General features: G+C 41.8%; 21 protein-coding genes. 3 read left to right on the top strand and 18 right to left on the bottom strand.

Annotation, left to right across the window (positions count from 1 at the left end):
* Window positions 1-79 precede the first annotated feature (79 nt).
* The 3 genes from BGM23_RS03975 to degS form a co-directional block, all read right to left on the bottom strand.
* On the bottom strand, window positions 80-925 hold the full coding sequence (locus BGM23_RS03975) for a DegV family protein (RefSeq protein WP_003227986.1): 846 nt from the start codon (window positions 923-925) through the stop codon (window positions 80-82).
* Between the two features lie 97 nt (window positions 926-1,022).
* Window positions 1,023-1,712 (bottom strand): two-component system response regulator DegU, encoded by a 690-nt coding sequence (degU, locus tag BGM23_RS03970; protein WP_003219701.1) that lies wholly within the window; start codon window positions 1,710-1,712, stop codon window positions 1,023-1,025.
* An 82-nt stretch (window positions 1,713-1,794) separates the two neighbouring features.
* Window positions 1,795-2,952 carry a two-component sensor histidine kinase DegS gene (gene degS, locus BGM23_RS03965; protein ID WP_003227983.1) on the bottom strand — a complete coding sequence of 386 codons (1,158 nt, stop codon included), beginning with the start codon at window positions 2,950-2,952 and terminating at the stop codon, window positions 1,795-1,797.
* Window positions 2,953-3,168: 216 nt separating this feature from the next.
* Here degS and BGM23_RS03960 point away from each other — a divergent pair, with 216 nt between their 5' ends.
* Together BGM23_RS03960 and tagV are read left to right on the top strand one after the other, a co-directional pair.
* Window positions 3,169-3,822: a YigZ family protein gene (locus tag BGM23_RS03960; RefSeq protein WP_003227979.1), complete on the top strand. Its 654-nt coding sequence runs from the start codon at window positions 3,169-3,171 to the stop codon at window positions 3,820-3,822.
* Window positions 3,822-4,997, top strand: a complete 1,176-nt coding sequence (gene tagV / locus BGM23_RS03955; protein WP_003227977.1) for a polyisoprenyl-teichoic acid--peptidoglycan teichoic acid transferase TagV — start codon at window positions 3,822-3,824, stop codon at window positions 4,995-4,997. The genes BGM23_RS03960 and tagV overlap by 1 nt, the downstream gene beginning before the upstream one ends.
* Window positions 4,998-5,069: 72 nt before the next feature.
* Here the strand turns inward: tagV and BGM23_RS03950 are convergent, their stop codons facing one another.
* The 13 genes from BGM23_RS03950 to BGM23_RS03890 all read right to left on the bottom strand — a co-directional run bounded on the left by BGM23_RS03950 (window position 5,070) and on the right by BGM23_RS03890 (window position 21,772).
* Window positions 5,070-6,146: an MraY family glycosyltransferase gene (locus tag BGM23_RS03950; protein ID WP_003227975.1), complete on the bottom strand. Its 1,077-nt coding sequence runs from the start codon at window positions 6,144-6,146 to the stop codon at window positions 5,070-5,072.
* A 144-nt stretch (window positions 6,147-6,290) separates the two neighbouring features.
* Window positions 6,291-7,484 carry a teichuronic acid biosynthesis protein TuaH gene (gene tuaH / locus BGM23_RS03945; protein WP_072692828.1) on the bottom strand — a complete coding sequence of 398 codons (1,194 nt, stop codon included), beginning with the start codon at window positions 7,482-7,484 and terminating at the stop codon, window positions 6,291-6,293.
* 28 nt (window positions 7,485-7,512) lie between these two features.
* Window positions 7,513-8,271, bottom strand: coding sequence for a teichuronic acid biosynthesis protein TuaG (gene tuaG, locus BGM23_RS03940; RefSeq protein WP_003242619.1), 759 nt, complete (start codon window positions 8,269-8,271; stop codon window positions 7,513-7,515).
* 23 nt (window positions 8,272-8,294) lie between these two features.
* The gene (gene tuaF / locus BGM23_RS03935; protein ID WP_015251112.1) at window positions 8,295-8,975 is read right to left on the bottom strand and encodes a teichuronic acid biosynthesis protein TuaF; all 681 of its coding nucleotides are present in this window, start codon (window positions 8,973-8,975) and stop codon (window positions 8,295-8,297) included.
* Between the two features lie 28 nt (window positions 8,976-9,003).
* Window positions 9,004-10,470, bottom strand: a complete 1,467-nt coding sequence (tuaE, locus tag BGM23_RS03930) for a teichuronic acid biosynthesis protein TuaE (RefSeq protein WP_003227966.1) — start codon at window positions 10,468-10,470, stop codon at window positions 9,004-9,006.
* Window positions 10,471-10,554: 84 nt separating this feature from the next.
* Entirely contained in the window at window positions 10,555-11,940 is a 1,386-nt protein-coding gene (tuaD, locus tag BGM23_RS03925) for a UDP-glucose 6-dehydrogenase TuaD (protein ID WP_074794403.1), read from the bottom strand.
* 61 nt (window positions 11,941-12,001) lie between these two features.
* The gene (gene tuaC, locus BGM23_RS03920) at window positions 12,002-13,171 is read right to left on the bottom strand and encodes a teichuronic acid biosynthesis protein TuaC (protein WP_029725995.1); all 1,170 of its coding nucleotides are present in this window, start codon (window positions 13,169-13,171) and stop codon (window positions 12,002-12,004) included.
* The gene (tuaB, locus tag BGM23_RS03915; RefSeq protein WP_029725996.1) at window positions 13,168-14,619 is read right to left on the bottom strand and encodes a teichuronic acid biosynthesis protein TuaB; all 1,452 of its coding nucleotides are present in this window, start codon (window positions 14,617-14,619) and stop codon (window positions 13,168-13,170) included. Before tuaB ends, tuaC begins: the two co-directional genes overlap by 4 nt.
* Window positions 14,620-14,674: 55 nt before the next feature.
* Window positions 14,675-15,334, bottom strand: coding sequence for a sugar transferase (locus tag BGM23_RS03910; protein ID WP_003242561.1), 660 nt, complete (start codon window positions 15,332-15,334; stop codon window positions 14,675-14,677).
* 234 nt (window positions 15,335-15,568) lie between these two features.
* On the bottom strand, window positions 15,569-17,473 hold the full coding sequence (tarQ, locus tag BGM23_RS03905; protein WP_046663987.1) for a (poly)ribitol-phosphate teichoic acid beta-D-glucosyltransferase TarQ: 1,905 nt from the start codon (window positions 17,471-17,473) through the stop codon (window positions 15,569-15,571).
* Window positions 17,474-17,692: 219 nt separating this feature from the next.
* A complete protein-coding gene (locus BGM23_RS03900) occupies window positions 17,693-19,180 on the bottom strand; it encodes an N-acetylmuramoyl-L-alanine amidase (RefSeq protein ID WP_046664049.1) in 1,488 nt (495 codons plus the stop codon).
* 87 nt (window positions 19,181-19,267) lie between these two features.
* A complete protein-coding gene (locus BGM23_RS03895) occupies window positions 19,268-21,421 on the bottom strand; it encodes a SpoIID/LytB domain-containing protein (protein WP_046663988.1) in 2,154 nt (717 codons plus the stop codon).
* 27 nt (window positions 21,422-21,448) lie between these two features.
* Window positions 21,449-21,772 carry a hypothetical protein gene (locus tag BGM23_RS03890; RefSeq protein ID WP_046663989.1) on the bottom strand — a complete coding sequence of 108 codons (324 nt, stop codon included), beginning with the start codon at window positions 21,770-21,772 and terminating at the stop codon, window positions 21,449-21,451.
* Between the two features lie 211 nt (window positions 21,773-21,983).
* Here BGM23_RS03890 and tagU point away from each other — a divergent pair, with 211 nt between their 5' ends.
* On the top strand, window positions 21,984-22,904 hold the full coding sequence (tagU, locus tag BGM23_RS03885) for a polyisoprenyl-teichoic acid--peptidoglycan teichoic acid transferase TagU (RefSeq protein WP_015251104.1): 921 nt from the start codon (window positions 21,984-21,986) through the stop codon (window positions 22,902-22,904).
* 39 nt (window positions 22,905-22,943) lie between these two features.
* Here tagU and wecB read toward each other — a convergent pair whose 3' ends face one another.
* Both wecB and BGM23_RS03875 read right to left on the bottom strand, forming a co-directional pair.
* Window positions 22,944-24,086: a non-hydrolyzing UDP-N-acetylglucosamine 2-epimerase gene (wecB, locus tag BGM23_RS03880; RefSeq protein WP_038427953.1), complete on the bottom strand. Its 1,143-nt coding sequence runs from the start codon at window positions 24,084-24,086 to the stop codon at window positions 22,944-22,946.
* Between the two features lie 22 nt (window positions 24,087-24,108).
* A complete protein-coding gene (locus BGM23_RS03875) occupies window positions 24,109-26,019 on the bottom strand; it encodes a glycosyltransferase (protein ID WP_038427954.1) in 1,911 nt (636 codons plus the stop codon).
* Window positions 26,020-26,034 lie beyond the last annotated feature (15 nt).

Genomic DNA, 26,034 nt, shown 5'->3' with positions numbered 1-26,034 from the left:
TGCCTGAATGAATATTTTCTGTCCAACTATTAAAATAAGAATATAAAAAAATCTCCGCTCTAAAAACGGAGATTTGGCCTTATTTAAAACACCAGCAAATTCCTAACGCACCTTCACCCAAATGAGTGCCGATTACCGCGCCAAAATAGCTGTTATAAAATTCAACATGAGGATATTTTGCAGAAAGCTCTTCAATGATTTTCGCTGCTTCTTCCTCTCGATTAGCGTGGATAACAGCAGCTCGCATAGGCAACCCTTTACTCGCATCTTCGTCTAAAAGCTCATAAATTCGCGAAATTGCTTTTTTACGTGTGCGAATCTTCTCAAAAGGCACAATTACCTTATTGTCAAAATGAAGGATAGGCTTTACCTTTAGAAGACTACCAATGAAGGCTTGGGCGCTGCTTAATCGCCCGCCGCGCTGAAGATGAGCTAAGTCATCTACCATAAAATAAGCTCGAACTGTTTTTTTCATTTCTTCCAGTTCTTTTATAATATCTTCCGGCGATGATGCTCCGTTTTTGATTAATTCAGCAGCTTTAAGGGCATAAAAGCCTTGAGCCAAGCAGCTGATCTCTGAGTCAAATGGATACACATCAATATTGTCGACCATCGAATCAGCCGCTGCTGCACTGCTGAATGTTCCGCTGATCCCGCTGGAAAGATGGATACTGATAACCGCATCATAAGACTTGCCAAGCTCTTCATACAACGCAACCAGCTCGCCGATTGGCGGCTGAGAAGTCGTCGGGAGCTCATTATGTTTTTTCACTTCTTCATAAAAGCTTTTCCAGTCCAACTCAATTTCTTCACGGTAAGTCTCCTCCCCAAAAACAACCTGGAGAGGGATCATATGTATCTGATGTTGTTCACGCATTTCTTTCGGAATATATGCCGTGCTGTCTGTTACGACTGCAATATTCATAGCTTCGATACCTGCCTTATTGCTTTATAACTCTATTGTAAGGGAAACGGCAGCCTAAAAAAAGACCTGCCTAGTAAAAGGCAAGTCTCCTATTATACTATCTCATTTCTACCCAGCCATTTTTAATTGCGACCACAACGGCTTGCGTCCGGTCGTTTACATTCATTTTTTGTAAAATATTGCTGACATGGTTTTTAACGGTTTTCTCACTGATAAACAATGATTCACCAATACCGCGGTTGCTTTTTCCGTCTGCAAGCATCTGCAGCACTTCACATTCCCGCCTAGTTAAAATATGTAATGGTCTGCGGATTTCAGGGTAAACCTCATGTTGAGGGTGTGCAGAAACTCCGCTTGTTGCAAGGCGGCGGAATTCGTTAACGAGGTTGTGAGTAACCTTCGGATGAAGGTAAGATCCGCCCTCAGCCACTACTTTAACCGCTTCAATTAATGTATCAGCATCCATCTCTTTCAGCAGATAACCTCTTGCACCTGTTTTCAGGGCATGTGTTACATAATTTTCGTCATCGTGAATTGATAGAATAATTACTTTAGATTCAGGATACAGCTCTACAAGCTGTTTTGTAGCTTCCACACCATTTACGTTTGGCATATTGATATCCATGATCACAACATCAGGATGATAGTGCTCAACAATACGAGCCGCTTCGTCTCCGTCATCACCTTCGGCTACCACTTCAAAGGTAGGTTCAAAATCCAATATCCGTTTAACACCTTCACGAAATAACTGATGGTCGTCGATAATAACAATGTTTACTTTAGTCACAAGCCACGCCTCCTTGTATTATTGTTCTATATACTCTAGCATTCGGTCAATATGCCTTTTGGCTCTATTTTACAAATCATAGTCAAAGAGATAACGGAACCTTAATCATAATAAATGTCCCAAGACCTATTTTCGAATCTATTGTCATCGTTCCTTCCAATAAATCTACTCTTTCTTTCATGCCCAGCAAGCCGAATGATTTGTTTTTCTTCTCTTTCGCTTCCTTCAGGTCGAACCCTTTACCGTTATCTTTTATCATTAAAATCACAAAATCCTTTGTGATCTCAACTTTGACTGTAATTTCTTCAGATTCAGAATGCTTTAGCGCATTAGACACAGCTTCCTGTGCGAGCCTGAAGAGCGCAACCTCAAACTGAGGCGCTAGCCTCTGATCCTCTGTTTCTCCAATGCACTGAAAATGTATTTTGACCTTCCCGTTATATTCCTCGGTTGTATATAGATATTTTCTTAAAGTTGGAATCAGGCCTAGGTCATCAAGGGCCATCGGTCTTAAATCATATATAATCCTTCTCACTTCGTAAAGGGCATTCCGAACATTTTGGCGTAGATTTTTAATTTCTTGGAATCCGTCCTCTGCGCCCCGGTCACGGAAAATCCGCTCGATTAATTCCGATCTCATCATAACATTCGCCAGCATTTGAGCGGGTCCGTCATGGATTTCTCTTGAGACTCTTTTTCGCTCTTCTTCCTGCGCCTCAATAATTCTTAAGCCGAAATCCTGTTTTGCCTGAGCATCAGCAAGAAGCAGTCCAACTTCGCGCAAATCCTGATTCAAGTAGTTGAGCACAACTGTAATTTGGCTTACTAATGATTCTGACCGCTCAATGATTTCCTGAAGCCCTAGCAATCTGCGCTCCAAATCGTCCCGCCGTTCGCGCAATTGCTTCTCACGCTGCTGGATCATCGTCAATTCTACCTGCAGCTTATGGGCTTTTTCATAAGCATTGCGGATTTCCTCTTCACTGAATCTATGAAAATTACGGCTGACCTCGGATAAACGGTTTCTCGCATGGCGAGTTTGCACTTCAAGTTTATCGCCAAGCTCGATCACTTCATACACCTGCTGTTTAATTTGTTTCAGTTCTTCGACCAGCTGTTCATACTGCTGGCGTGACTGCTCCCCGATTTGAAAAACCTCGTCCTTGCTCCCGTCAACGGTTTTCAGCATCTTCATCAAAATAGAATCCAGCACTTTGGAATCCATCTTTGTTTTATTCATAATTTCCCTCCGTCACGGCGTTGTCATATATTTTTATTATAAATGTAATTGATCTGCAAATTATGTCGAATTATAATGAAAGAATGCGTATATTCTAGAAAAAAACATTTTTATATACTATCTACTCTTTATGATACCAAAATACGCACAAAAATTCTAAAGACTGTACGAATTTGTATAGGCAGTCTTTTATGCTTAGCAGGAGGGTCAGCTAGCATGCTGCACAGCTATTTTACTGTGAAAGAAGCAGGAGAACACGAGATTGTTATAGAAAAATCGCGTTTTATCTGTCATTTAAGCCGTGTTTCTACCGAACAAGAGGCACAGGAATTTATACAGAAAATAAAGAAACAGCACTGGAATGCGACTCATAATTGCTCGGCTTATGTTATTGGCGAGAATGATCATATCCAAAAAGCCAATGATGACGGGGAACCAAGCGGTACAGCGGGAGTGCCGATGCTCGAGGTTTTAAAAAAACGCAGGCTGAAGGATACTTGCGCCGTCGTTACACGCTACTTCGGAGGCATTAAGCTTGGTGCTGGCGGATTAATTCGCGCTTATGGGAAATCAGTGTCTGAAGGATTAAATCATATAGGTGTTGTAGAACGGAAGCTTATGCGAATCATGCATACTTCTGCAGATTACACATGGCTTGGCAAGATTGAAAATGAATTAAGGGAGTCACAATTTCTGTTAAAGGAAATCCATTATTCAGAAAATGTTGAATTCGAAACATACGTGGAAGAAAAGGAAACAAATGCTTTTTCTGAATGGATGACAGAACTGACAAATGGAAAGAGTGATATTAAAGAGGGAGAGTTGACGTATCTTGAAAAAGCCGTCAATCACATAAAGGAGACTGAATAATGGCTGAACGCGTTAGAGTGCGTGTGCGAAAAAAGAAAAAGAGCAAACGCAGGAAAATTATAAAAAGAATAATGTTATTGTTCGTCCTCGCATTATTAGTAGTTGTGGGGCTTGGCGGGTATAAACTTTATAAAACCATTAACGCTGCGGATGAATCGTACGATGCCCTATCCCGCGGGAATAAATCAAATCTTCGCAACGAAGTTGTCGACATGAAGAAAAAACCGTTTTCTATTTTATTTATGGGAATAGAGGATTACGCGACTAAAGGACAAAAAGGGAGATCAGACTCTCTTATTGTTGTTACCCTGGATCCCAAAAATAAAACCATGAAAATGCTGAGCATTCCGCGTGACACACGTGTGCAATTAGCTGGTGACACAACGGGAAGCAAGACGAAGATTAATGCCGCTTACAGCAAAGGCGGTAAAGATGAGACAGTTGAAACTGTTGAAAACTTCTTGCAAATCCCGATTGATAAATATGTCACAGTTGATTTTGACGGATTTAAAGATGTGATTAATGAAGTCGGCGGTATTGATGTTGACGTGCCTTTCGATTTCGATGAAAAAAGTGATGTAGACGAAAGCAAACGGATTTACTTCAAAAAAGGCGAGATGCATTTGAACGGCGAAGAAGCCTTAGCATATGCCCGGATGAGAAAACAGGATAAACGCGGAGACTTTGGCCGTAATGACAGACAAAAACAAATCTTAAACGCGCTGATTGACCGCATGTCAAGTGCAAGCAACATTGCTAAAATTGATAAAATCGCAGAAAAAGCCAGCGAAAACGTTGAAACCAATATTCGCATTACTGAAGGTTTAGCGCTTCAGCAGATTTACAGCGGCTTTACCAGCAAAAAAATCGACACATTGAGCATTACAGGTTCTGATTTGTATTTAGGGCCTAACAACACATATTACTTTGAACCTGATGCTACAAATCTCGAGAAAGTCAGAAAAACGCTTCAAGAGCATTTAGATTATACTCCTGATACAAGCACTGGCACTTCCGGTACCGGAAGTGCAACAGACGGGACTGACAGCTCAAGCAGTTCTGGCAGCACTGGCACAACAACTGACGGGACGACGAGCGGAAGCAGCTATTCGAATGACAGCAGCACAAGCTCAAACAACAGTACAACGAATTCAACAACTGATTCATCCTATTAAAAAATGCCCGGTCCTTTTAAAGGATCGGGCATTTTTGCGCAGAAAAAAACTCCGGCACATAAGCCGGAGTTTTTAATTCCTTTTCACCAGCCGTTTATAAAACTTTGTAAACGGCTTAAATTTTTCATTCACGAGTCCTGTCACTTCTGCTATGATTTGCATAAAAATAATCAAAATGAAGATAATAAACAAAGAAAGCCAAATTGTGGCACTTTTAAGTACAATCGCACTGATACTGAAAATAAATCCAATTAAATAAATAACTAAGACCGACATCCGATGTGAAAGGCCAAAGGCCATCAGTCTATGGTGAATATGCGACTTATCAGGCGCTGAAATCGGCTGTTTGTTTAATATTCTCCTGATGATAGCAAAAGTTGTATCAAAAATCGGGACGCCTAATATAATAATCGGGATAACGATACTGAACAATGTGACACTTTTATACAGGCCTAATAATGAAAGAATCGAAATACTATACCCTAAAAACAGTGATCCCGTATCTCCCATAAAGATTTTTGCCGGATGGAAGTTGTAAAACAAAAACCCCAGCGTGCTGGCAATAACGACTAATGAGAGTGACAGAATGAGTACTTTTCCGCCGGATAGCGCCATGACAGCAATCGTTGACAGGCCGATAACAGAAAGACCGGCAGCAAGGCCATCCAATCCATCAATCAGGTTAATTGCGTTCGTGATGCCGACAATCCATAATACCGTCAGCGGATAAGCCATCCATCCTAACTCAAATCGTTCTGTTAAAAAAGGTACTGAGAAAAAGTCCATTTTTAAGCCAGTGCTTACAATCATAATGGCTACACCTAATTGAATCAAAAACTTAACTTTTGCACTTAATTGATATTTATCGTCAAGAATACCTAACACAATAATGATGAATGCTCCGACTGTAATTGCCGTCATCCTTGTTTCTGTGTAAATACCGGATGCAAGCACGCCTGCAACCACCCCGATAAATATGGCCAGCCCGCCCATGCGGGGCATGATTTTGTCATGTACTTTTCGATTGCTGGGCTGGTCAACTGCACCTATTTTAATCGCAATCCTTTTTACGATTGGGGTTATGATTAAAACTGTCAGCAGCGAGACAATAAACGCAACAACAATGCGAATCATGCGTTCGTCAAGCATAAAGAAGTCTCCTTTGGAATTAAATGAAGTCTTTATTTATATAGAGAACCGTTCCTTCCATTATACCTTCTCCTTAGTTATTATAACAAGCTTCATCAAAAAGAAACACGTATAATCAAAAAACGCGCATCCCAATTTATAGGACTACGCATGTTTTTGAATCCCTGTATATTTCATAATTTGTCTAAATAAGCAATTCCAATCTTGTGTGCGAGCGATGTTTCGGCGCATTTCTTTATAGGTTTCGTCTCCGTTTTGTCCGAGAACTTTTTCACAAGCTGCTATAAAATCAATTGGATGATCACCTTCTACATATTCGTATACATACGGCTTTTGCATTTTTGAGGTTGACGGAAGATTAGTGCCTACAACAGGTTTTCCTGCCGCTAAAAATTCAAATAGTTTCAGCGGAAACACAGCTTGATTATACGGTGATTGTTTATATGGCATGATGCCAATGTCGATAAGCTCCATATAATGAGGCACTTCTTTTGGATCTGCCGGACCGGTCCATATGACATTGGGAAGCCTCAGCAGCTCTTGAAACGAAACATCACCATTGGTGGCATCCGGGCCAACCCATAAAAATGTCCAATCAGGCTTTTGCAGTGCCGCTTCTTTAATCATTTTAAAATCGAGCTTCGGTTTAATCCCGCCAATAAAGCCTAACACCGTTCCTTCTCTCCCCTGCAGTATACTGCGATCGGGAGCTTGTTTATGTGCAGAAAACAGCTCATACTCCACACCGTTTTCCACAGTATGAACCTTTTCTCGTCCTGCAGTCAGTTTTTTGTCTACTTCCTTGTGAAGATAATCTGATGAACAGGTTATTGAATCTGCTCGTTGTATAATTCTCAGCTCTGCCGTTTTAATGACTTTTCGCCGGAATTCAGACAGCAGATTTGATCGGCCGCTGATCGGCGCCGCCCATAAGTCACTGCAGTCATAAATGACCTGATCCCAAGGATACAGCGAAGACAGCAGCGGGAATCCAGGAAACGTGTACCATAAACAGCAGCGTTCACCGTTTGCAGAAGCAGGTGTAAGCTCATCGAGTAATGGGGAGAGCTTATGTCTGTAAAAGACATCTGTATATCGTCCGAAACGAAACATTTTTTTCTGCAGCAGGTCTTTGACAGCGAATTGCCTGATGCCAGAATGGACTTCCTGAAACTCTTTCCCTTGGGCACGCGGAGCCGGGCATACCCAAATAACTTCCTTCGTTTCCTCCTGAGCAGCTAAAAATTCTGCCAGCCGGTGCCTTCTGTATCTCAATTGGTCTTTTCCCCATTCAGCAGTGGCAACGATGACATGAATGATTGCTTCTTTTGTTTCCACCTTCATCACCTTTTCTCTCTGTTTGCGGCTATAATCTTTTTTTCACCGCGTTTTTTGCATATTGAACAAAACACCATGTTGCTTTCATAAAATGAAGCCGTTCGATCTCCCTGTAGACAAACCACGTTTTTTTCGCAGCCTTCCATTTGTTGCTGGAAATTGAGTTATTGACAAGCCGATATTCAGCCAGGCATTCATTCATTCCATAGGCAGTAAATCCTTTTTTTAAAAGAGACAGCCATGTGGCTAAGTCCTGTCTCGTTCTGATATTCGGCATTTGGATCTGTCCCGTTTGCTCCCTGTCAATCATCACCGTCAAGCAGCCGATAATTGTATTTTTCAGGGCATCATCGTACGTCAGGCTTTCCGGCGCATGAATAAATTTATCGAGTGGGGTCCCGTCCTGCGCCATTAAGCTGTAGCCCGTGAAAGAAAACGCACAGGAGCGCTCCATCATAAATTCAAGCTGCTTTTCCAGTTTGTCTTTTTTCCATTTGTCATCACTGTCCAAAAATGCTACGTAGCGCCCTTGAGCGCGTTCCAACGCTTTGTTGCGAGCAACCGCAGCTCCGGAGTTCTCTTCCAGATACACCACATGAATTCTTTCGTCTATTTTTTCATACTGCTGTAAAATGTCGCGGGTCCCATCCGTTGAGCAATCATCCACGATAATCATTTCCCAATGAGGATGGCTCTGATCTAATACCGAATGAACCGTGTCTTCAATATAGTCACGCGCATTATAGGAAGGTGTAATGACAGATACGAGAGGTTTCCAATTGGTCATGATCACATCTCCATCGTATGATTTTAAAAGGATTCCCTGAAAAATTCAGGAATGACAACGAACATAAAGGCAATCGTAAGGCCAATCATAACGCCGAGAACTGCTTTCTTTTTCGGAGACATTCCGCCGCCTGCTGTCTCACTTACGGTTTCGGAATCAGTAATACTTGCCGCTTTCAGGTTAAGCTGTGTGTTTTTGAGCTCATACAAAAATCTCTCTTTATCCACTTTGGAATCCTCGCTCACCGACTCGCCTTCAAGCGCGTCTATGCTGCTGCGGATGACGGCTTCTCTTTCTGCATACAGCTTTTGATCGTTTTTGAGGAAGGTGGAGGATATGGCGTTTAAGACAGATTCCGTTTTATCCTTATCCTCGTCACTATAGCTTAAAGTCAGTAACGATTTGGATTCCGTTTTGATGGTAAGCTTCTCTTTGATTTCTGCTACATCTTCATCCTTTTCATCAGGAAGCGCCTCCTTCAAAAAAGAGTCGCTCTTAAGCAGAAGCGGAATCTCTTCTGTGCTGTTATAAACCGGATGATCATAGCTCCCCACAGCCAAAGTATCTTCAGCTGTATAGCTCTTTTGATCAGCGATCTGTGACGGCAGGATATACCCCGCCGCACCTAATATAATTGGCACCGCTATGATCCAAATGATATTTTTTTTTATGCGACGGGCTATTCTTATCAATATATCGTTCATATAAGTCTCCCTGCTTTTTGTAGTCTGTTTATCTGTACATCGGCTCAGGCATTTGTCTGGATCGCCTTAACACATTCACGGCGGCGATGACGAGCGCCATAAACACCCAATGGAAAAATAAATTTGAAACAGAGCTTGGGCTGATACTTGATACCAGGAAACTGACCATAGCGGTAATAAGTCCTTCTGTGATCAGTTTTGACTGATTTTCTAATTTTCTTTCATAAAACTTGTAAAGCACCCATATGAGGTAGGCATAAACGGACAGATATCCCAGCATGATGAACAAGCCAAAATTAGCAAGAATTTCAACAAGCCAGTTATGCACCTCTGCCACATTGTCAGTATCATATACAGCATAATGCTCAAGATAATAGGATACATTTCCTGCTCCGACTCCGAATCCGTATGAATCAAGGAAAAAATGCCAAGCGTTTTTCAGCAGATTTGCCCGAGCCACATTTGATGGAAGCCTGTCATGAAATGAATGCAGCGTCTGCGGGGCCAGAAACAGCTCCCAAAACTTTGAATAGATTTTGCTGGCGAAAAGAACTGCGAAAAGAGCAATTCCCGCCGCCGACAGCCATATAGCCATTTTCTTTAAAACAGGCGGCAATACAATGAAGATGTAGACAGCAATACCTGCAAAAATACCCAGAAGGCTGGCTCTTGAACCAGTGGCAAAAATTAAATACAACGCACAGAGCGAGAGCACAAGGCCAATTGCCTTGATGTATCCATTCTTAATGTTTTTCATCATCGTGATGTAAAAAAAGAAGCTGATGGATAAAAAGGTCGCAAAGTCATTTTGATTAAAAAAGACCGATGTCGGATAATGCTGCTTATACTCCGGTCCGCTGTACAATGTGGAACTCGGAAGATGATGGTGGGTGATATGATTGTAAAAACCAATGATCATCAGAAATACCGTCATCACCAGCCAAATGGCATAAATAATCATCAGCCGCTCCATTTTTTGCACGTACATGACAATAAGATAAATGAAGAAAATTCCCATTGCCAATAAGGCTAAATACTTGAGGCCAACTGTTACCGACTTGGCCCACAGCAGAGAAACAAGGCCATATATAAACCAAAAGGCGAAAAAGAGCAATATCCCTTTTACTTGCAGCCCATGCCATCTTTCAATATGGGTTCGATTCCGAACCATGCCGAAAATATGAAGGCAACCCGCTGCAATGAGCAGAAGCCGGTAAAGGAACAAACTGAAAAATCCAAGATGAATAGCGAAAAATGCATTATTTAAAAAAGTGCAGGCGATCAAAATATAGATTACAGCCATAAAGAGCCGTTCTTTTGTTGTAAATGCGGTTGCAAGCGTCAGTAAAAACAGGCCAATTGCCAACACCGCAAGCACAGCAGCCATCTGCATGAAACCTATATCTTTATGGATGGCTCCCAGCAATAGGACGACTCCAAATATAGCAGCGGCCAGTAACGCTAGCGTATGGACCGCTGATCGTTTGATACTCACATGTTTAACCCCTTTCCTGATGTTTCAGGAGCCGGCGGCCGAGCCTAGCAGCCGGCAGCTTCAACCAAGTAACACTTTTTCTTTTTATAAATTGACGCTTCCCAAGTCTTTAGCCAATTCTTCAAGCGGCAAGCCCGGAAAATACTTGTCAGAGGGTTCCGTTCCCCGAACAGCGGGACGGCCGATAGAGTGATAAATGTATCCAGCTGCCTGCATCTCTTCAAGTGAAAATAAATTTCTGCCGTCGATGATGACTGGCTGTTTTAAGAGGTTTTTTACTTTTACAAGCTCCATTTCTTTTACTTCCGGCCAATCCGTTAAAATCAGGCATGCATCAGTGTCTTCAATCGCAGCATACACATCTGTGTAATACTCGACCTGTTCGCCAAGGATCGCTGAAGCTTCAGGAATAGCAATCGGATCGTATGCTTTTACATGGGCGCCCAGCTGCTGCAGCATTGGGATAATATCAAGCGCTGGAGCGGATCTCACATCGTTCGTATTCGGTTTGAAGGCTAATCCCAGGACTGAAATGGTTCTCCCTTTGACGCTTCCCATAACAGTCAAAAGTTTATCTACAATATGAACACGCTGCTTTTCGTTCGTTTCAATGACAGCTTCGATGAGCTTGAATGGATAGCCTGCCGATTTTGCGATTTGAAGCAACGCGGTTGTATCCTTTGGAAAACATGAACCGCCGAATCCAATACCCGCTTTAAGGAACTTTCTGCCGATACGGCTGTCAAGACCAACACCATCAGCAACTTTTGAAACGTCTGCGCCGACTCGCTCACAAATGTTTGCGATATCGTTGATAAAGGAAATCTTTGTCGCCAGAAATGCATTCGCGGCGTATTTAATCATTTCTGCACTTTCTAGGTTTGTTTTAATGACAGGAGCATGGAATGGCTGATGAAGTTCCTCAATGATGGCAGCGGCTTTATGACTTGTTGAACCAATCACGGCACGCTCCATATTCATCGTGTCATGAATCGCTGACCCTTCCCGAAGGAATTCAGGGTTAGATACAACATCAAATGAGTATCTCCCCTTTGAGGCTTTTTGAACGATAGATTGCACCAGTTTCCCTGTTCCAACCGGGACTGTGCTTTTATTTACGATCACTTTGTAGCCGTTAAGATGCTCACCGATTGTTTTCGCTGCCGCTTTGACGTACGTTAAATCAGCTTCACCTGTTTTGGACATAGGCGTTCCGACTGCAATATAAATAATATCTGAGGCCCGAATGGCGGACGGGATATCGTTCGTAAAGGTCAGGCGCTGATCCAGCACATTTTTTTCAACTAAGTCTGCAAGCCCTGGTTCATAGATTGGGATTACCCCATTTTTCAGACTTCTGATTTTTGATTCATCGATATCACAGCAAACAACTTTATTGCCGATCTCCGCAAAGCAAGTGCCTGATACGAGTCCTACATAACCTGTTCCAATGACAGCTATTTTTTTCACAGCGCTCATCCCTCTCCTGTAAAATGATCTTCCTATTTATATTGGTCGCAGTTTCTTACGATTAAACGGACGTTTTCGTGACCGTCTGATACTGATAATGCAAGGCCTTGGCGTTTTTTCCTGCGTCAAATTGAGCCTGCACGGTTTCATACAAGTCATCTGCTACTTCCGGCTTCCATATTTGCTCATGTTCGTACCGAGTGATCGCTTCTGCCAAGGCTTGAGCGGATTTCGGTTTAATCAGCAGATGTTGGTGCTTTCCGAATAAAGACGACACTCCGCCAACATCCGTACAAATAACAGGAACCCTTAGCGCCAGGGCCTCAATCACAACAGTCGGCATCCCCTCACTGTAAGAAGGAAGTACGAATAGATCTGCCGCAAGTAAATAGTCTCTTACCTGATGATTCGGGACTTGGCCTGTGACAATATGCCCCTTCTGTGTCAGCATCGATTTTGCGGGACCATCCCCGACAAAGACTGCCTTAGGAGAGTCCTGCAGCGATTCGATCGCTTCAGACAGTTCAAAAATGCCTTTCTCTCTGACCAGCCGGCCGACATAGACAGCCAGACGCTGATCGAGCGGGAGTCCGAGTCTTTTTCTGATTTCCTCTTTCGTCTCCTCATTCTCCTGAAAACGGCTGAGCTGTATGCCGATTGGCAAAACCGAGCTGTCAAAGCCCGAAAGCTTTTTGGCTTCTTCCTGAAGCTTGTGGCTGACTGCTAAAACAACTGATGCAGAACCTACGGCACGCTTGAAGGCTTTAAACGCTCCTTTGCTATAATGCGGATAGACATTCACATCACTGCCATGCAAGGTCAGGACATAAGGAATTTGCGCGGACTCTGACACGACTGCCGCAGCCCCGCCCGATGGCATGGCAAAATGCGCATGGATCAGATCCGGATATAGGTCACATTGTTTCATGGTTTTTAAAACGGCTGATGCGATTCTCCGATGAGGCTGCGCCCACTTCAGCTGGCCGGGAACTGCCCGATAGAAAGGCCGGTAAACCGGTATTCCCTTTCTAATCTCATACTCCGGTCTGGCATCCTTTTTTCGATATGTCTTTTTCAGCATGCGGACAGGCGCTGAATGAAAAGGCCGTGGGCATATCACAGTGATATCAAGCCCGAGTTTTTGCAGCTCTTGCACTTGTGTCTCATGAAACACACCCTCACCGGGTTTCATACTGCTCGGATATACGCTTGTGATCCACAAAATCTTCATGACAAACGTCCTTTTCTTAGTAGTTTGCTTTTCGTTTGAGGGTACGCTTTTACCAAAAGAAAGAGATAGCACAGCGCCCCAGCCGCAACTGAAATGGCCAGCCGCATTTCTGCCTGCATACTGAAGTGTTCGGTACTGAGGCTTACACCAAACGCGATGATGCCCATCGCCGCAGTAATCAGAAATGGCTTCATAATCGACTGGAAATAAGCTGAAAGGTTAAGCTTGATGACATATGCCAAAAGCCAGCGCCCGATCAGGAAATTAACAACACTGATAATGGCATACACCCATGCGACTGTCAGCAGGCTTCCCGTCTGTACAGCTGCAAACAGTGATAATCCGTACAGCAGCAGCACGCCAGAATCCCAATAAAACGCTAAGTCAGCTCTTCCTTTAGCCAGCAACACAGATCCATTTGGATTCATAAGCACTCTTAGTATTCCGACAATCGCCAGAACATTTAGGATCGGAACAGCAGCAAGCCACTTTTCTCCGAAAACCGCTGTGATAAAGGCGTCTGACACAGACACGAGCCCGATTAACAGCGGAAACGAAACAAGCGCCAGCATTTTTGTCATATTCAGAAAGCCTTCTCTGATCACGCTGTTTTCATATTTGTTTTTTGCGAAAACAGGGAATGCCACCCGTGTGACAATCGGATTGATCTTCAAAACCGGAATGGTGACAATCTGATAAGCGAGGTTATAAATCCCCAATGCTTCAGCACCAATAAACCGGCCGATCAAAATCATGTCGATATTTGCTCCCAGTCTGTTCACAAGACGGGATGAAAGCTGAAAGGCTCCAAAAGAAAAGAAATCCTTCATGCCTCTCAAATCAAAAACAAAAGCAGGATGCCACTTTTTTCGGTATACAGCCCAATATAAAATCCCTTTACTGGACTGCAGCAGGACTTGAGAAATCACATACGCCAAAATCGCATCCATCATAAAAACCGCTATCGCTAAATATCCGAATGACAATACATTTGAAAAAATCTCTATTTTGCTTAACGTATTAAAATGCAGCTGCTTTTGCAGCATATACTGATATTGCTGTCCAATTGGCGCGATCAAAAACATAATCGCCAGAATCCGAACCAGAAACACCAGCTCTTCTCTTTGATAAAATCCCGCAATGACAGGACTGCTCACATATAAAAGAACAAACAGCAAAACGCCCGTCATAATGTTAAGCCAATACAATGTTGACAGCTGGCGCTCCGTCGCGTCGTCTCTCTGAATTAATGCTGCGCCAAAACCCATATCGAGCACAATCTGGGCGAAAACTGTAACCGTTGTGATCATGCCGACAAGCCCAAATTCTGTTAAGGTCATCATATTTCCAAGCAGGGCAAACTGAACAATTTGTATGATTGTAATACACATGGTTGAAATACTTGTCCACTTTGCACCGCTCATGATTTGTTTTGTAATACTTGGCATCATATTCCCTACTTCTTTTTAAGCTCAGATTGATGGTGAATAATGGCATTCCGTTTTATCTTGCACCATCACCCGTCCAAACTACTTTACAAGTTTTTAACATAATTTTTAATTCTAAAGTGAAAGTCAGATTGCGAATGTAATATAAATCAAATATCAGCTTTTCCTTCGGCGTCATATCGTAACCGCCGTTCACCTGAGCCCAGCCGCTCAATCCTGGTTTAACAGCCAGACGCTGTGTAAAGCCTGGAATCTCATTCTGGAATTTTTCCGTAAATACGGGCCGTTCCGGACGAGGGCCAATCATACTCATATCGCCTTTCAGCACATTAAACAGCTGAGGAAGCTCGTCAATTCTCGTTCTTCTGATAAAAGCTCCGATCCTTGTCACCCGCGGATCTTGCTTCTGTGCCCAAACCGCCCCAGACTTCTCGGCATCTATTTTCATGGAACGAAGCTTATAAAGCTTAAATGGCTTCCCGCCTTTCCCTACGCGTTCCTGCGTATAAATGGCAGGCCCCGGCGTCTCCAAACAAATCAAAATTGAAAATACCGCAATCATTGGCAGCGCAATCGCCAACCCAATGAGCGCAAACCAAATATCCATTACGCGCTTTATTGCCAAATAACGAGCCGTCTTTTCAGATAATGTAAAAGAATGTATTTGTTGAACTGAGAATTCACGACTCACATTCATGCTTTTCTCTGCACTCACTGACACACACCTCACGATTTGTTTGGGATGTTATGATGACCTATGCCAGTCAGTTTAGCAGACGGATGTTAATTGGATGTAAATGGTATGTTAAGAAGTGTGAATTTGTTATTTTTTCTGACATTTATCCGTAAACTTTTTATTGTTTTAGACACTTTTTTTAAAAATTAAGCATATTGTTTAAAAAAAGAGACAAATCATTTTACTGATTTGTCTCTTTTCGTTGTGAAGCATTTAATATTGAAAATAAAACTTTGATTTAGAGGTTAACAGCTTGTATTGAACCTCAACCATTTTACTAAAGAATAACATGGATTTTCGTTCCACATTCCTTGTGTCCAGGACAATTGCTTGGTTATCCACTTTTGCACTGATTTTATTTTGAGAAGTGTTTATCGCAAATTCAATTAATCGCTCTTTCTTTACATGAGCTAGCTGTTCAAGCAAACTCTGCACGTTTACCGTCAATTTTGTGCAATTAGGCTCTAACTCTATACGTTTTACCGGTAATGAGATTTCAGACTGTCCGGTATTCACAATCATTTTTGAATGATTTGGCAAACAGATTTGCTTATCTTTAAAAATAAATGATAAATCTTTTGATTCAGTTTCATATGAAAGTTCTGCTTCTGTATAGGCATGTTTCTTTATATCAATCGAAAGATTATCGTAGTTCATTGTGAAATATGGTCTTGCACTGAAGACAAACAACGCATTATGCCCTAAATACATCGTGTTTGTTGAATACTTATACGCAGCACGCTTGTTTCCGATTCTCGCCCTTAATTTATAGCCATCTATTGACGATTCAATAAAGAAATCCCAAACGCCTAAATCTTCTTCTGCAGATGCCAGTTCATCAAACTTGCACTCAAATGTAAATGTTGAATTTTCATACTTAGCCGGCGCAATGTATTTTTCCGCCTTTGTATCGCGATGAACAAATACTCCTGTCAGAGATTGATTTTGATTCGTTTCATCATTCAACAATTTGTGTTTAATGGTTCCTTGAATGCTGAGGCTGTGATCACTAAATTCAATATTCTGCAGATAATGTTCAAGCTTATTTTTATAATTTACTTTTAATAACTCTTCAGAAATTTGATAACGTTCTAAGCTCGGATAACGTGCAATTATATCCCCGTTATTTACAACACAGAACTTTTTAATGTCTTGTTCTTCACGCTCATACTGGGTTAACCCCTGCAAATCATTATTCCGAATAAACAGCAGCCGCAATTTGATATGCGGAAGCAAAAATTGATCAGCCTCTTCAGGTACTGCATGAATAAATGAAGACAAATATTTAAACCATTCAGCTCTTTCTTCATCTGTCTTCATTTTTATTGTGACATTTTTTGTCCGTGAAAAATCGAAATGCCTGTTTAAAAATACTGCCATCAGTTTAATTTTTCTTGCTTCTTCCAGGTCACTAGCCTTGATAGCAGAAATAATATCTTCTATTGCTCCATAAAAGTTCTCTGGGGGAACATAAGCAACACTCATATGCTCACCGTCTCTTTTGACCAGATAGTAATAATCATAGTCAGCTGAAACAGAAATCTTCTTTGCTTTTAAATAAGCGTTCATTGTGAAGACCTGATCTTCCGCTGCTTTTATGTGAGTAGGGAAGGTAATTTTATTTTCTTTTAAAAGTGAGGCTTTAAACAGTTTTTGGGGTCCCAATGTAAAAACAATTTTGGAATCAACCAAATCAACATCCGGGTTCGTTTCCTTAAACATTGATTTGGGAACACCTCGGCCGTTTATCCCTTTTAACTTACCTAAAGTAATATCTGAATCATTCTCTTTTGAGAAATTGTACCATCTTAACAATGCTTCATTGCCTAGATAGTCATCGGAATCAACAAACAGGATGTATTCACCTTTGGCAATTTTTATTGCATCATTCCGCGGCGCACCTGGACCGCCTGAATTTACCGTTCTTTCAATAACAACTATATTTTCATATTTCTTTTTATATTGATTCAAAATGTCTAAAGATGAATCCGTAGATTTATCATCAACACATATAATCTCATAATCCTCTTTTGGCATCGTTTGATTAACTAAGCTGTCAAGACATTCGGAAATAAGATCTTCTGAATTATATACAGGGATAACAATGCTTATTTTCATCGATTACCTCACTACCCTAATGGTTCGGTTATATTTTTGCCTGATAATTATATCAAAAACATCTGTCAATAAGAATAGGTCTAACCTTAAATTTTGTTAAACTTTTACATAGCATATGTGGTTTAAAATTTTTCTCATTTTATCGTATAAAAAAGCTTGCCGGCAATTCCTGATGGGTTCTGCCGGCAAGCCGCTATTGATGTCTACTAATTTAATCCCCTAATAATATCCAATGATTCCTTCATATATTGCTTGAGCTGCTTTTTCTTGATACAAAGCACTCTTTAACTTACTTGCGTCGTTCGCATTTGAAATGAACGCCAGCTCCGCTAAACTGCTCGGCATCGTTGATTCTCTGATGACATGGAAATTCCCGATTTTCACGCCGCGGTTTTGAGTATTGAGTGCTTTATAGAGTCTGTTTTGTATTTCTGTCGCAAGCCGTTTGCTATTCGCTGACTCATACTTTGTATAATAGTAGGTTTCAGTACCTGTTGCAGCAGGAGTTGCTGAATTGGCGTGAATACTCACAAACAGGTTTGCATTATTGCTTTTTGCTTTTGCAACCCGCTCTGAAAGCTCTAAGAAAACATCTGTAGATCTGGCCATAATCGGAATGGCTCCACCATTGGAAAGTTTGCTGTTTACAAGCTTAGCAACGGCAAGGTTAACATCTTTCTCTTTTAAACCATTACCTACCGCGCCGCTGTCATAACCACCGTGTCCTGCATCCACAAATACCTTTTTGCCTACAATTACATTTTTAAGCTGGTTCACGACATTTGTTGTCACTGAAATAGTTCCCCCAAGAACTGTGAAGGTATTCTTGCTATTTGATCCGATGACTGTTCTTGTCGCAGTCGGCAATGAACCGGCGTCAGTAAATAGCATTGGGCGATTTTGCTTCGCCGCCAGCACAGAACCCGCTAAAGCATCTGCATATTGATAGCCATTGCTGACAAATGCAGCTTTTGATGAAGAATAATACTTTTTCGCTATGTTGGCAGCCACTTCAAAACGGCTGTTCCCGCCGATTCTTGTTGGTGATGGCAACTGGCTGTAAACGCTTTTTGAGACACTGATTTCTCCCCCGACCACAATAGTCGATGTTGTTCCTTTGCTGTTCATCGCATTTTTCGTTGGTTCGGGAATAGAGCTTGCAGTCGTCAGTAGAATTGGAATACCGTTACGGGCAGCATAAGAACCGATTGCCAGACTGTCAGCATATGCCATTCCATTTGCGATTACTGCTTTTGAATTTGAAGACAATTTTTTAGAAATATTTTGAGCAACTTCATAGCGGCTTCTTCCGCCGATCCGTTCCACATTGGAAATACCCAATTTTTTAATGTCGCTTACAACGTTGTTAGAAACACTGATCGTTCCGCCAATGACGATGACCTTGCTCGGTTTAAGCTGGCTGATTCTGTCTTTAGTCGGTGTAGTCAGTTTAGATGATTCCGTCAATAGAATCGGAGCATTGTATTTGTAAGCCAAAGGTGCAGCAGTTAATACATCTGCATACGCTGTTCCGTTTGCTATAACAACCGTGCCCGCACTGCTCCAGCCTTGTTTTGATACATTTACTGCAACCTCATATCTGCTTGCTCCATCCAGCCTTGTAACAGAGTTGGCCGCAAACGCATTTGGTACAAATAACACGACTCCTAGTATCAGCATAGGTATGCTTTTAAGAAAGATCCGCAAAGATAGTCCCTCCAAAGATTCATAATGATCCATAAATCAAATAACGAACAAAGGAGGCATCTCGCCTCCTTTGACTCTAACAATCTTTTAATAGCTTGATAGAGTTGTTCCCGGATAGTAAAAACTTAAAATTGTTGTATAAGATTGTCCAGCAGCTGCTCTGGCATTGGCTCCGTACTGACTCATGCCTATGCCGTGTCCGTATCCTTTACCGCTAATGAGAAAGGCGTTTGTATTGCTTGAGACAGAAGCATATGTACTCTTCATATTGGAAGCGCCAAGCATCGTTCTCAGCTCTGTTGCAGGTACAGTAATTGTTGCTGTTTTTTCACTGAGGCTTCCATTTGACAGGATATAGCCATTTGATTTTTCTTTCACGAAATATGAGAATGTGACGCTTGCTGTTTTCGGCCGCTGACCGGCAGTTTTCTCCGTGCTGAATTTCACACTGGATATTTTCGTGATTTTGATAGACTCGGCATTGCTGTATTTATTTTTAATAAACCATCTTTTCAAACCGCTCAAATATGATGAGTTTGTTTCATTTTTAGAGCTCCACCATGAACCCGGGCTTTTCAGATTCAGACTGCTCTTATCAAGCTGGGTTTTATTTAAAGACAGAGACCAGCTGATTTGCGGGTCGTACGTATCTTTTTTGGCGATTAAATAAGGAAGCTGGCTGCTCCACACCTCACCGCTCGCTTCTGTGTAGCCGCCGTTGCTTGAGGAATACGTAGCTGAAATCAAATTCCCATTGTATTTCAAAACTTTTCCTTTTGTAGCTTCGACCACTTCTGAAGTTTTTGAATTCCAGTCATATCCGCCATATACCTGAAAAGCGGTGGTGTCTTGTACTTCTTTTCCGGCCGAATTAATGGAATAAGTTCTCGCTGCGACAGCTTGGGCTTTAAGCGCTTCTTTCTGCCAGCTGGCCGGCATTTCATGAGGCACAACACCCTTTAAATAATCTTCAAAGGGGATATTCACATTGATTGGCCGAACATATTTGCCTGACTCTATTGTAAATTTCATGTTTCCGAGATATGGCGTTCCGTTCAAACTGATAGAATTTGTAGTTGCATATTTTTTAGGCTGTGCTGCAAAAGACGTTCCAAGCGTCTTGATTGCAGTACTGTTTTTATAAAGCACTAGGTTTCCGCCGGTTAACTTGACTGTATATCCAGTTCCTGCAAAAGTATCTGCCAGTTTGTTCTTTAGCGTATCACTGATGGAAATGCTTCCTCCAAGCAGCGCAAATGACTGAGTTCCTTTTGACGCTACTACATCAGCGACTGGTGACGGCAGGCTGCCTGATTCAACCAGCAGTAAAGGGCTTCCCTGCTTTGCTGCAAGCACAGATCCCGTTAATGCATCCGCGAATGTTTGGCCGTTTGACATAAATACCTTTGTTGCTTTCATATTTAATTCTTTAACGATATTGGCAGATACCTCATATCGGGAAACGCCGCCAATCCGTTTCACAGTTGCCTTCTTTTTTAATGCAGCTTCCACACCAGTGCTGACACTCAACGGACCGCCGACAATTGTAACCTTGCTTGGAATTTTGTAATCACTGCGGATGTTATTGTCTCCCGCAAGTAAAATCGGATAACCGTTCATTGCAGCATATGGCGCGATTGACAGGGCATCCGTAAAGACCATGCCTGTGGCCACTACTGCCTGGCTGTAATTCCCCATCCGATCGGCTATGTTTTTAGAAACCTCGTAACGGGTTGCTCCGCCAATCCGATCGATAGAACCATATTTTTTTAATGTATTTTCTACATTTTTAGAAACACTGATTGTCCCGCCAATGATGAGAATATTGTCAGGATTTAATTTTGCAATTTCGCTTTCTGTTTTTGGTGTTAGCGAATCTGCGTCTGTTAATAAAATCGGTGCATCGTACTTTTTGGCAAGCGGGGTTGCTGAGAGCGCATCGGCAAAAGCGTCCCGATTCACAATGACCACAGTCGTTGGATTTGTCCATCCGGCAGAGGCGACATTATTGGCAACATCAAAACGGGTTGATCCTCCATATCGCTCCGTATCCGCAATTCTTGAGCCGGGAATTTCATATCCGCCTGTGATATCGACATCCAAACTTGATTTGCTGCCTACATAATTACTCAGCTTAACCGAAATGGTTTTATCAGCGGCTTTCGCAGTCTGCATAAACGCCGGACATGCTACAGCCGCCGCAGTGACTGACGATAGAAGCAAGAGCTTCATTTTTTTCAAAACATGGAACCCCCTAAGAGTTTTTTATTACTTTGTCTCAAGATCCTTAAGCATTAAAGCGCCATTTGAATCTTTTGTATATTTGACAACAACTTTTTGCCCTTCTGAAATGCTGTTCATTTTGTCCTGAAGGTCTGAACCAACCTGAATCGACGTCTCTTTATCATCAATAGTGACTGCAATTGTATGGCTGTCCGCCAAACCGGCAAAAGTGCCTTCCTTCGTTACTGTCTCTTCTGCAGCTGCTTCCTGGCTGTCTGAATTTGTTTCTGCTCCTGATGAGTTCTGAGCTGTGCCGCACGCAGACAAAAGAAGCAGCATTGAGAACATTAAAATAGCAATTTTTTTCATTCCTATATCACCTCTCCACTTTTTATCGACAATTTTAAGCTTATTTTAAGATTTCTTTCAAAACAACGAAAAATTTTTGCGGATTTTCTTAAAATACCGAAACATTTGTTACAAGGAGCCGTCTATTGTAAAGAATCAGACAAATTTTAGTTGTTTTCAAATATTAAGAAACTTATAATCGTACTAGATTACAAAAAAGCGAGGACTTATTATGAGAGCTGAAAAAAGAAAGAAAAAAAGAAAGGCATTACTTGTCATTTTAGCCATTGTGGCCGTATTTGTACTCGGAACTGGCGGCTATGCATACTACTTATGGCATAAAGCAGCATCAACCGTGGCAAGTATTCATGAAAGCATTGATAAATCGAAAAAGAGGGATAAAGAGGTCAGTATCAATAAAAAAGATCCTTTTTCCGTCTTAATCATGGGTGTGGATGAACGCGACGGTGATAAGGGCCGTGCCGATACGCTCATTTATATGACCGTTAACCCAAAAACGAATACAACCGACATGGTCAGCATTCCGCGTGACACGTATACAAAAATTATCGGAAAAGGCACAATGGATAAAATCAACCATTCATACGCTTTCGGCGGCACGCAGATGACGGTAGACACTGTTGAGAACTTCCTCGATGTTCCGGTTGATTATTTTGTGAAAGTGAACATGGAAAGCTTTAGAGACGTTGTTGATACACTTGGCGGCATTACAGTTAACAGCACATTCGCGTTCAGTTATGACGGTTATTCGTTCGGCAAAGGAGAAATCACGCTGAACGGAAAAGAAGCGCTCGCTTATACCCGGATGAGAAAAGAAGATCCGAGAGGCGACTTCGGACGCCAGGACCGCCAGCGCCAAGTCATCCAAGGTATTATTAATAAAGGCGCTAATATTTCTTCCATCACGAAATTCGGAGATATGTTTAAAGTTGTTGAAGATAATGTGAAAACGAACTTGACCTTCGATAACATGTGGGATATCCAGTCCGATTACAAAGGTGCGCGGAAACATATTAAACAGCACGAACTAAAAGGTACAGGCACGAAAATCAATGGAATTTACTACTACCAAGCTGATGAAAGCGCCCTTTCCGATATTACAAAAGAGCTGAAGGAAAGCCTCGAAAAGTAAAACAAAAAGAAGCTTCGCACAATGTGCAAAGCTTCTTTTTTATTTGCCTGTAAATGAATCCGGTTGTTCTTTCCGGTACCCGTAATGAAACAGCAATTCTTCCACAATCCGGCGGGAAGCCTCTCCATCTCCATACGGATTAGAAGCCTGGGACATTTTCTTGTACTCATCAGGATCAGTTAACAGCTGTTTTGCCAGCTGATAAATGTTTTCCTCATCCGTCCCTGCAAGTTTCAGCGTTCCCGCTTCCACTCCTTCAGGCCGTTCCGTCGTATCACGCAGAACAAGCACCGGTTTCCCGAGAGATGGGGCTTCCTCCTGCACGCCGCCCGAATCTGTCAATATAAAATGCGATTTCGCTGCAAAGTTATGGAAATCAATCACCTCTAAAGGTTCAATTAGATGTACTCTGCCAGAATCACCAAAATGCTTATGAGCCGCTTCCCGGACAACAGGATTCAGGTGCACAGGGTAAACGACTTGTACATCTTCAAATTCCCCTACAATTCTGCGGATAGCCTTGAACATATTTTCCATTGGCTCACCCAAATTCTCCCGGCGGTGAGCGGTCAAGAGAATCATTTTATCCTCACCCACCTGATCGAGAACAGGATGTGAGTAACCATCCCTAACCGTTGTGTTGAGTGCGTCAATCGCTGTATTGCCCGTTACAAAAATAGAGTCGGCCTTTTTGTTTTCTTTTAATAAATTGTCTTTCGCCTGGCCTGTCGGAGCAAAATGCAAATCAGCAATCGCCCCTGTCATCTGTCGATTGAGCTCTTCCGGAAACGGGGAATACTTATTCCCTGTACGGAGCCCCGCCTCCACATGACCGACAGCAATTTGATGGTAAAAAGCGGCTAGGCTTCCGGCAAACGTCGTCGTCGTATCACCATGGACAAGCACAATATCGGGTTTGATATCTTTAAACAACTCATCCAATTTTACAAGTGCGTTAGACGTAATCTCTGCCAGTGTCTGCCGCTCCTTCATAATGTTCAAATCGAAGTCAGGCTTGATGTGAAACGCATCTAACACCTGATCGAGCATCTGTCTGTGCTGTGCAGTTACCGTTACATAGGAATCTATTTCAGGATATTTTTTCAATTCAAGCACAAGCGGTGCCATCTTGATCGCTTCAGGCCTGGTCCCGAAAACAGTCATAACTTTTAGTTTTTTCATATTTGTCACCTGGTTTCTTTGTTTAACGGGCTGTTAGATAGAATTTCGATTGGTCCGATTGTATAAATAGATCTACTTTCTTCTTTATTTTAAAGCACCATAGCTTTTTTTCAATATTTTTACTGCAAAAGTACACACTGACATCCTTTTTCGGAACCAATGTGGTTTTATAAGAATTAATGGATAAAACAATATTGGTGTTTTGTAAATAAGCCGGAGCAAACTTTTGCTGAACGAGATTCCGATCAACCTGTATCACTGTCCCATCAACTGAACTGATTTGATTTTTTATTGGTATTAAAAACTCTTGGTTATTGCATTCGAGCAATAATAAAGATTGCTTCGGAAAAAACAATTGGCTTCCAGGAAATACGAACGTTAAATGCTGGTCCGAATCATTATCTCTGAATTCGACTTTCAGAACTTCCTGCTTTCTGATATCCACCGACAAATTATCATAGGTTTTAGTAAAGTACGGCCGTGCGCTGAAAGCATATTCCCCGTTATTCCCAATATATTTAGCATGTTTTGAATAAGGATACGGTTCTCTGCTGCTGCCAATTCGGACGCGTTTTTTATAGCCGTCTATCCCCGATTCAATAAAGAAATCCCACACACCAATATCTTCTTCATGAATAGCCAAATCAGTAAACTTCGTGAGAAATTCAAATTCTCCGTCCTTGGAATACACTGGAGAAATGATTTTTTCAGTTTTTCTATCACGGTGCACCCAAATGCCGTATAAAGTTTGCATAGCTTGATGCTCTGGTTGTAAAGCCGTGTGGGTAACCGACCCTCTTAATGTGAAAGTGTTGTCCTTCATTTGAAATTCGCTCACGTAATGACTGATTTTGTTTCTGTCATCAACAATCCGTTCATTCTCTGCCAAATGATATGAGATAAGGCTGGGATAGTTTGCTATGATATGACCATTTTTAACTGACGTATATTGGGCCATATTTTCTTTATCAGCTTCAAACTGCTTTAAGCCCTTTAGGTCATTATGGCGTACAAAGTGTAATTTTAACCGCGTATGAGAATGAACAAGTTTATCAATTTCCCGTGGTATATTTTGTTCAACAAAATGATGCAGCTCTGTCATCCATGTTTGCTGCTCCCGTTCGTCCTCGATTGTTACGGTAAAGTCCGTTGTTCTGGAAAAATCAAAATGACGATTCAAAAATTTCGCCATAAACTTCATTTTGCGATTATGTGAAAGACGGCTATTACGAATCATATCTATGATTACCTTCATTGCGCCATAGTAGCTTTGAGGCGCAACGTATGCAAACGTCATATGCTCGCCATCATGCTGTACAGCATAGTAATAATCATAATCGGCCAAGACAGAAATTTTGTCCGCTTCTAAATAAGCCTGCATGACAAATACCTGATCCTCTGTAGCCTGTATATTAGAGGGGAAATATATGTCATGCATTCTAAGCAGTGAGACTTTAAAAAGTTTTGTCGGTCCTATTGAGTAAACAAGCGGAGATTTTACAAGATCCGCCTCAGGTTTCGTTTCCTTAAAAATAGCTTGCGGGACCGATCTGCCGTTTACACCGACCATTTTCCCAAGCACAATATCTGAATCATGCTGTTTTGCAAATTGATACATTCTCTCGAACGCTTCGATTCCTACATAATCATCGGAATCAATAAAAAAAATGTATTCACCGTTCGCAGCACGTATCGCTTGGTTTCGCGGCTCCCCCGGCCCTCCCGAATTTTTTTCTCGTTCTATAACCGTTATATTAGAATACTGTTCACTGTACTTTTTTAATATTGAAACCGTGCCATCCTGTGAACAATCATCTACACAAATAATTTCGTACTCATTATTCGGCATGGTTTGTTGAACCAGACTATCCAGGCAGCGGGAGATAAAATGTTCTGAGTTGTATGTGGGTACTGCTGCAGTGATTTTCACCATGACACCTCTATCCTT

The organism is Bacillus sp. FJAT-14266 (assembly GCF_001719225.1).
Lineage (GTDB): Bacteria > Bacillota > Bacilli > Bacillales > Bacillaceae > Bacillus > Bacillus subtilis.
This window is presented reverse-complemented; position numbering and strand designations above follow the sequence as displayed.

Excerpts from the sequence above, each read along its gene's own strand:
- BGM23_RS03975 (WP_003227986.1), bottom strand. The coding sequence starts at position 925 with ATGAATATTGCAGTCGTAACAGACAGCACGGCATATATTCCGAAAGAA.
- degS (WP_003227983.1), bottom strand. The coding sequence starts at position 2,952 with ATGAATAAAACAAAGATGGATTCCAAAGTGCTGGATTCTATTTTGATG.
- BGM23_RS03960 (WP_003227979.1), top strand. The coding sequence starts at position 3,169 with ATGCTGCACAGCTATTTTACTGTGAAAGAAGCAGGAGAACACGAGATT.
- tagV (WP_003227977.1), top strand. The coding sequence starts at position 3,822 with ATGGCTGAACGCGTTAGAGTGCGTGTGCGAAAAAAGAAAAAGAGCAAA.
- BGM23_RS03950 (WP_003227975.1), bottom strand. The coding sequence starts at position 6,146 with ATGCTTGACGAACGCATGATTCGCATTGTTGTTGCGTTTATTGTCTCG.
- tuaG (WP_003242619.1), bottom strand. The coding sequence starts at position 8,271 with ATGACCAATTGGAAACCTCTCGTATCTGTCATTACACCTTCCTATAAT.
- tuaF (WP_015251112.1), bottom strand. The coding sequence starts at position 8,975 with ATGAACGATATATTGATAAGAATAGCCCGTCGCATAAAAAAAAATATC.
- tuaC (WP_029725995.1), bottom strand. The coding sequence starts at position 13,171 with ATGAAGATTTTGTGGATCACAAGCGTATATCCGAGCAGTATGAAACCC.
- tuaB (WP_029725996.1), bottom strand. The coding sequence starts at position 14,619 with ATGCCAAGTATTACAAAACAAATCATGAGCGGTGCAAAGTGGACAAGT.
- tarQ (WP_046663987.1), bottom strand. The coding sequence starts at position 17,473 with ATGAAAATAAGCATTGTTATCCCTGTATATAATTCAGAAGATCTTATT.
- BGM23_RS03890 (WP_046663989.1), bottom strand. The coding sequence starts at position 21,772 with ATGAAAAAAATTGCTATTTTAATGTTCTCAATGCTGCTTCTTTTGTCT.
- tagU (WP_015251104.1), top strand. The coding sequence starts at position 21,984 with ATGAGAGCTGAAAAAAGAAAGAAAAAAAGAAAGGCATTACTTGTCATT.
- wecB (WP_038427953.1), bottom strand. The coding sequence starts at position 24,086 with ATGAAAAAACTAAAAGTTATGACTGTTTTCGGGACCAGGCCTGAAGCG.
- BGM23_RS03875 (WP_038427954.1), bottom strand. The coding sequence starts at position 26,019 with ATGGTGAAAATCACTGCAGCAGTACCCACATACAACTCAGAACATTTT.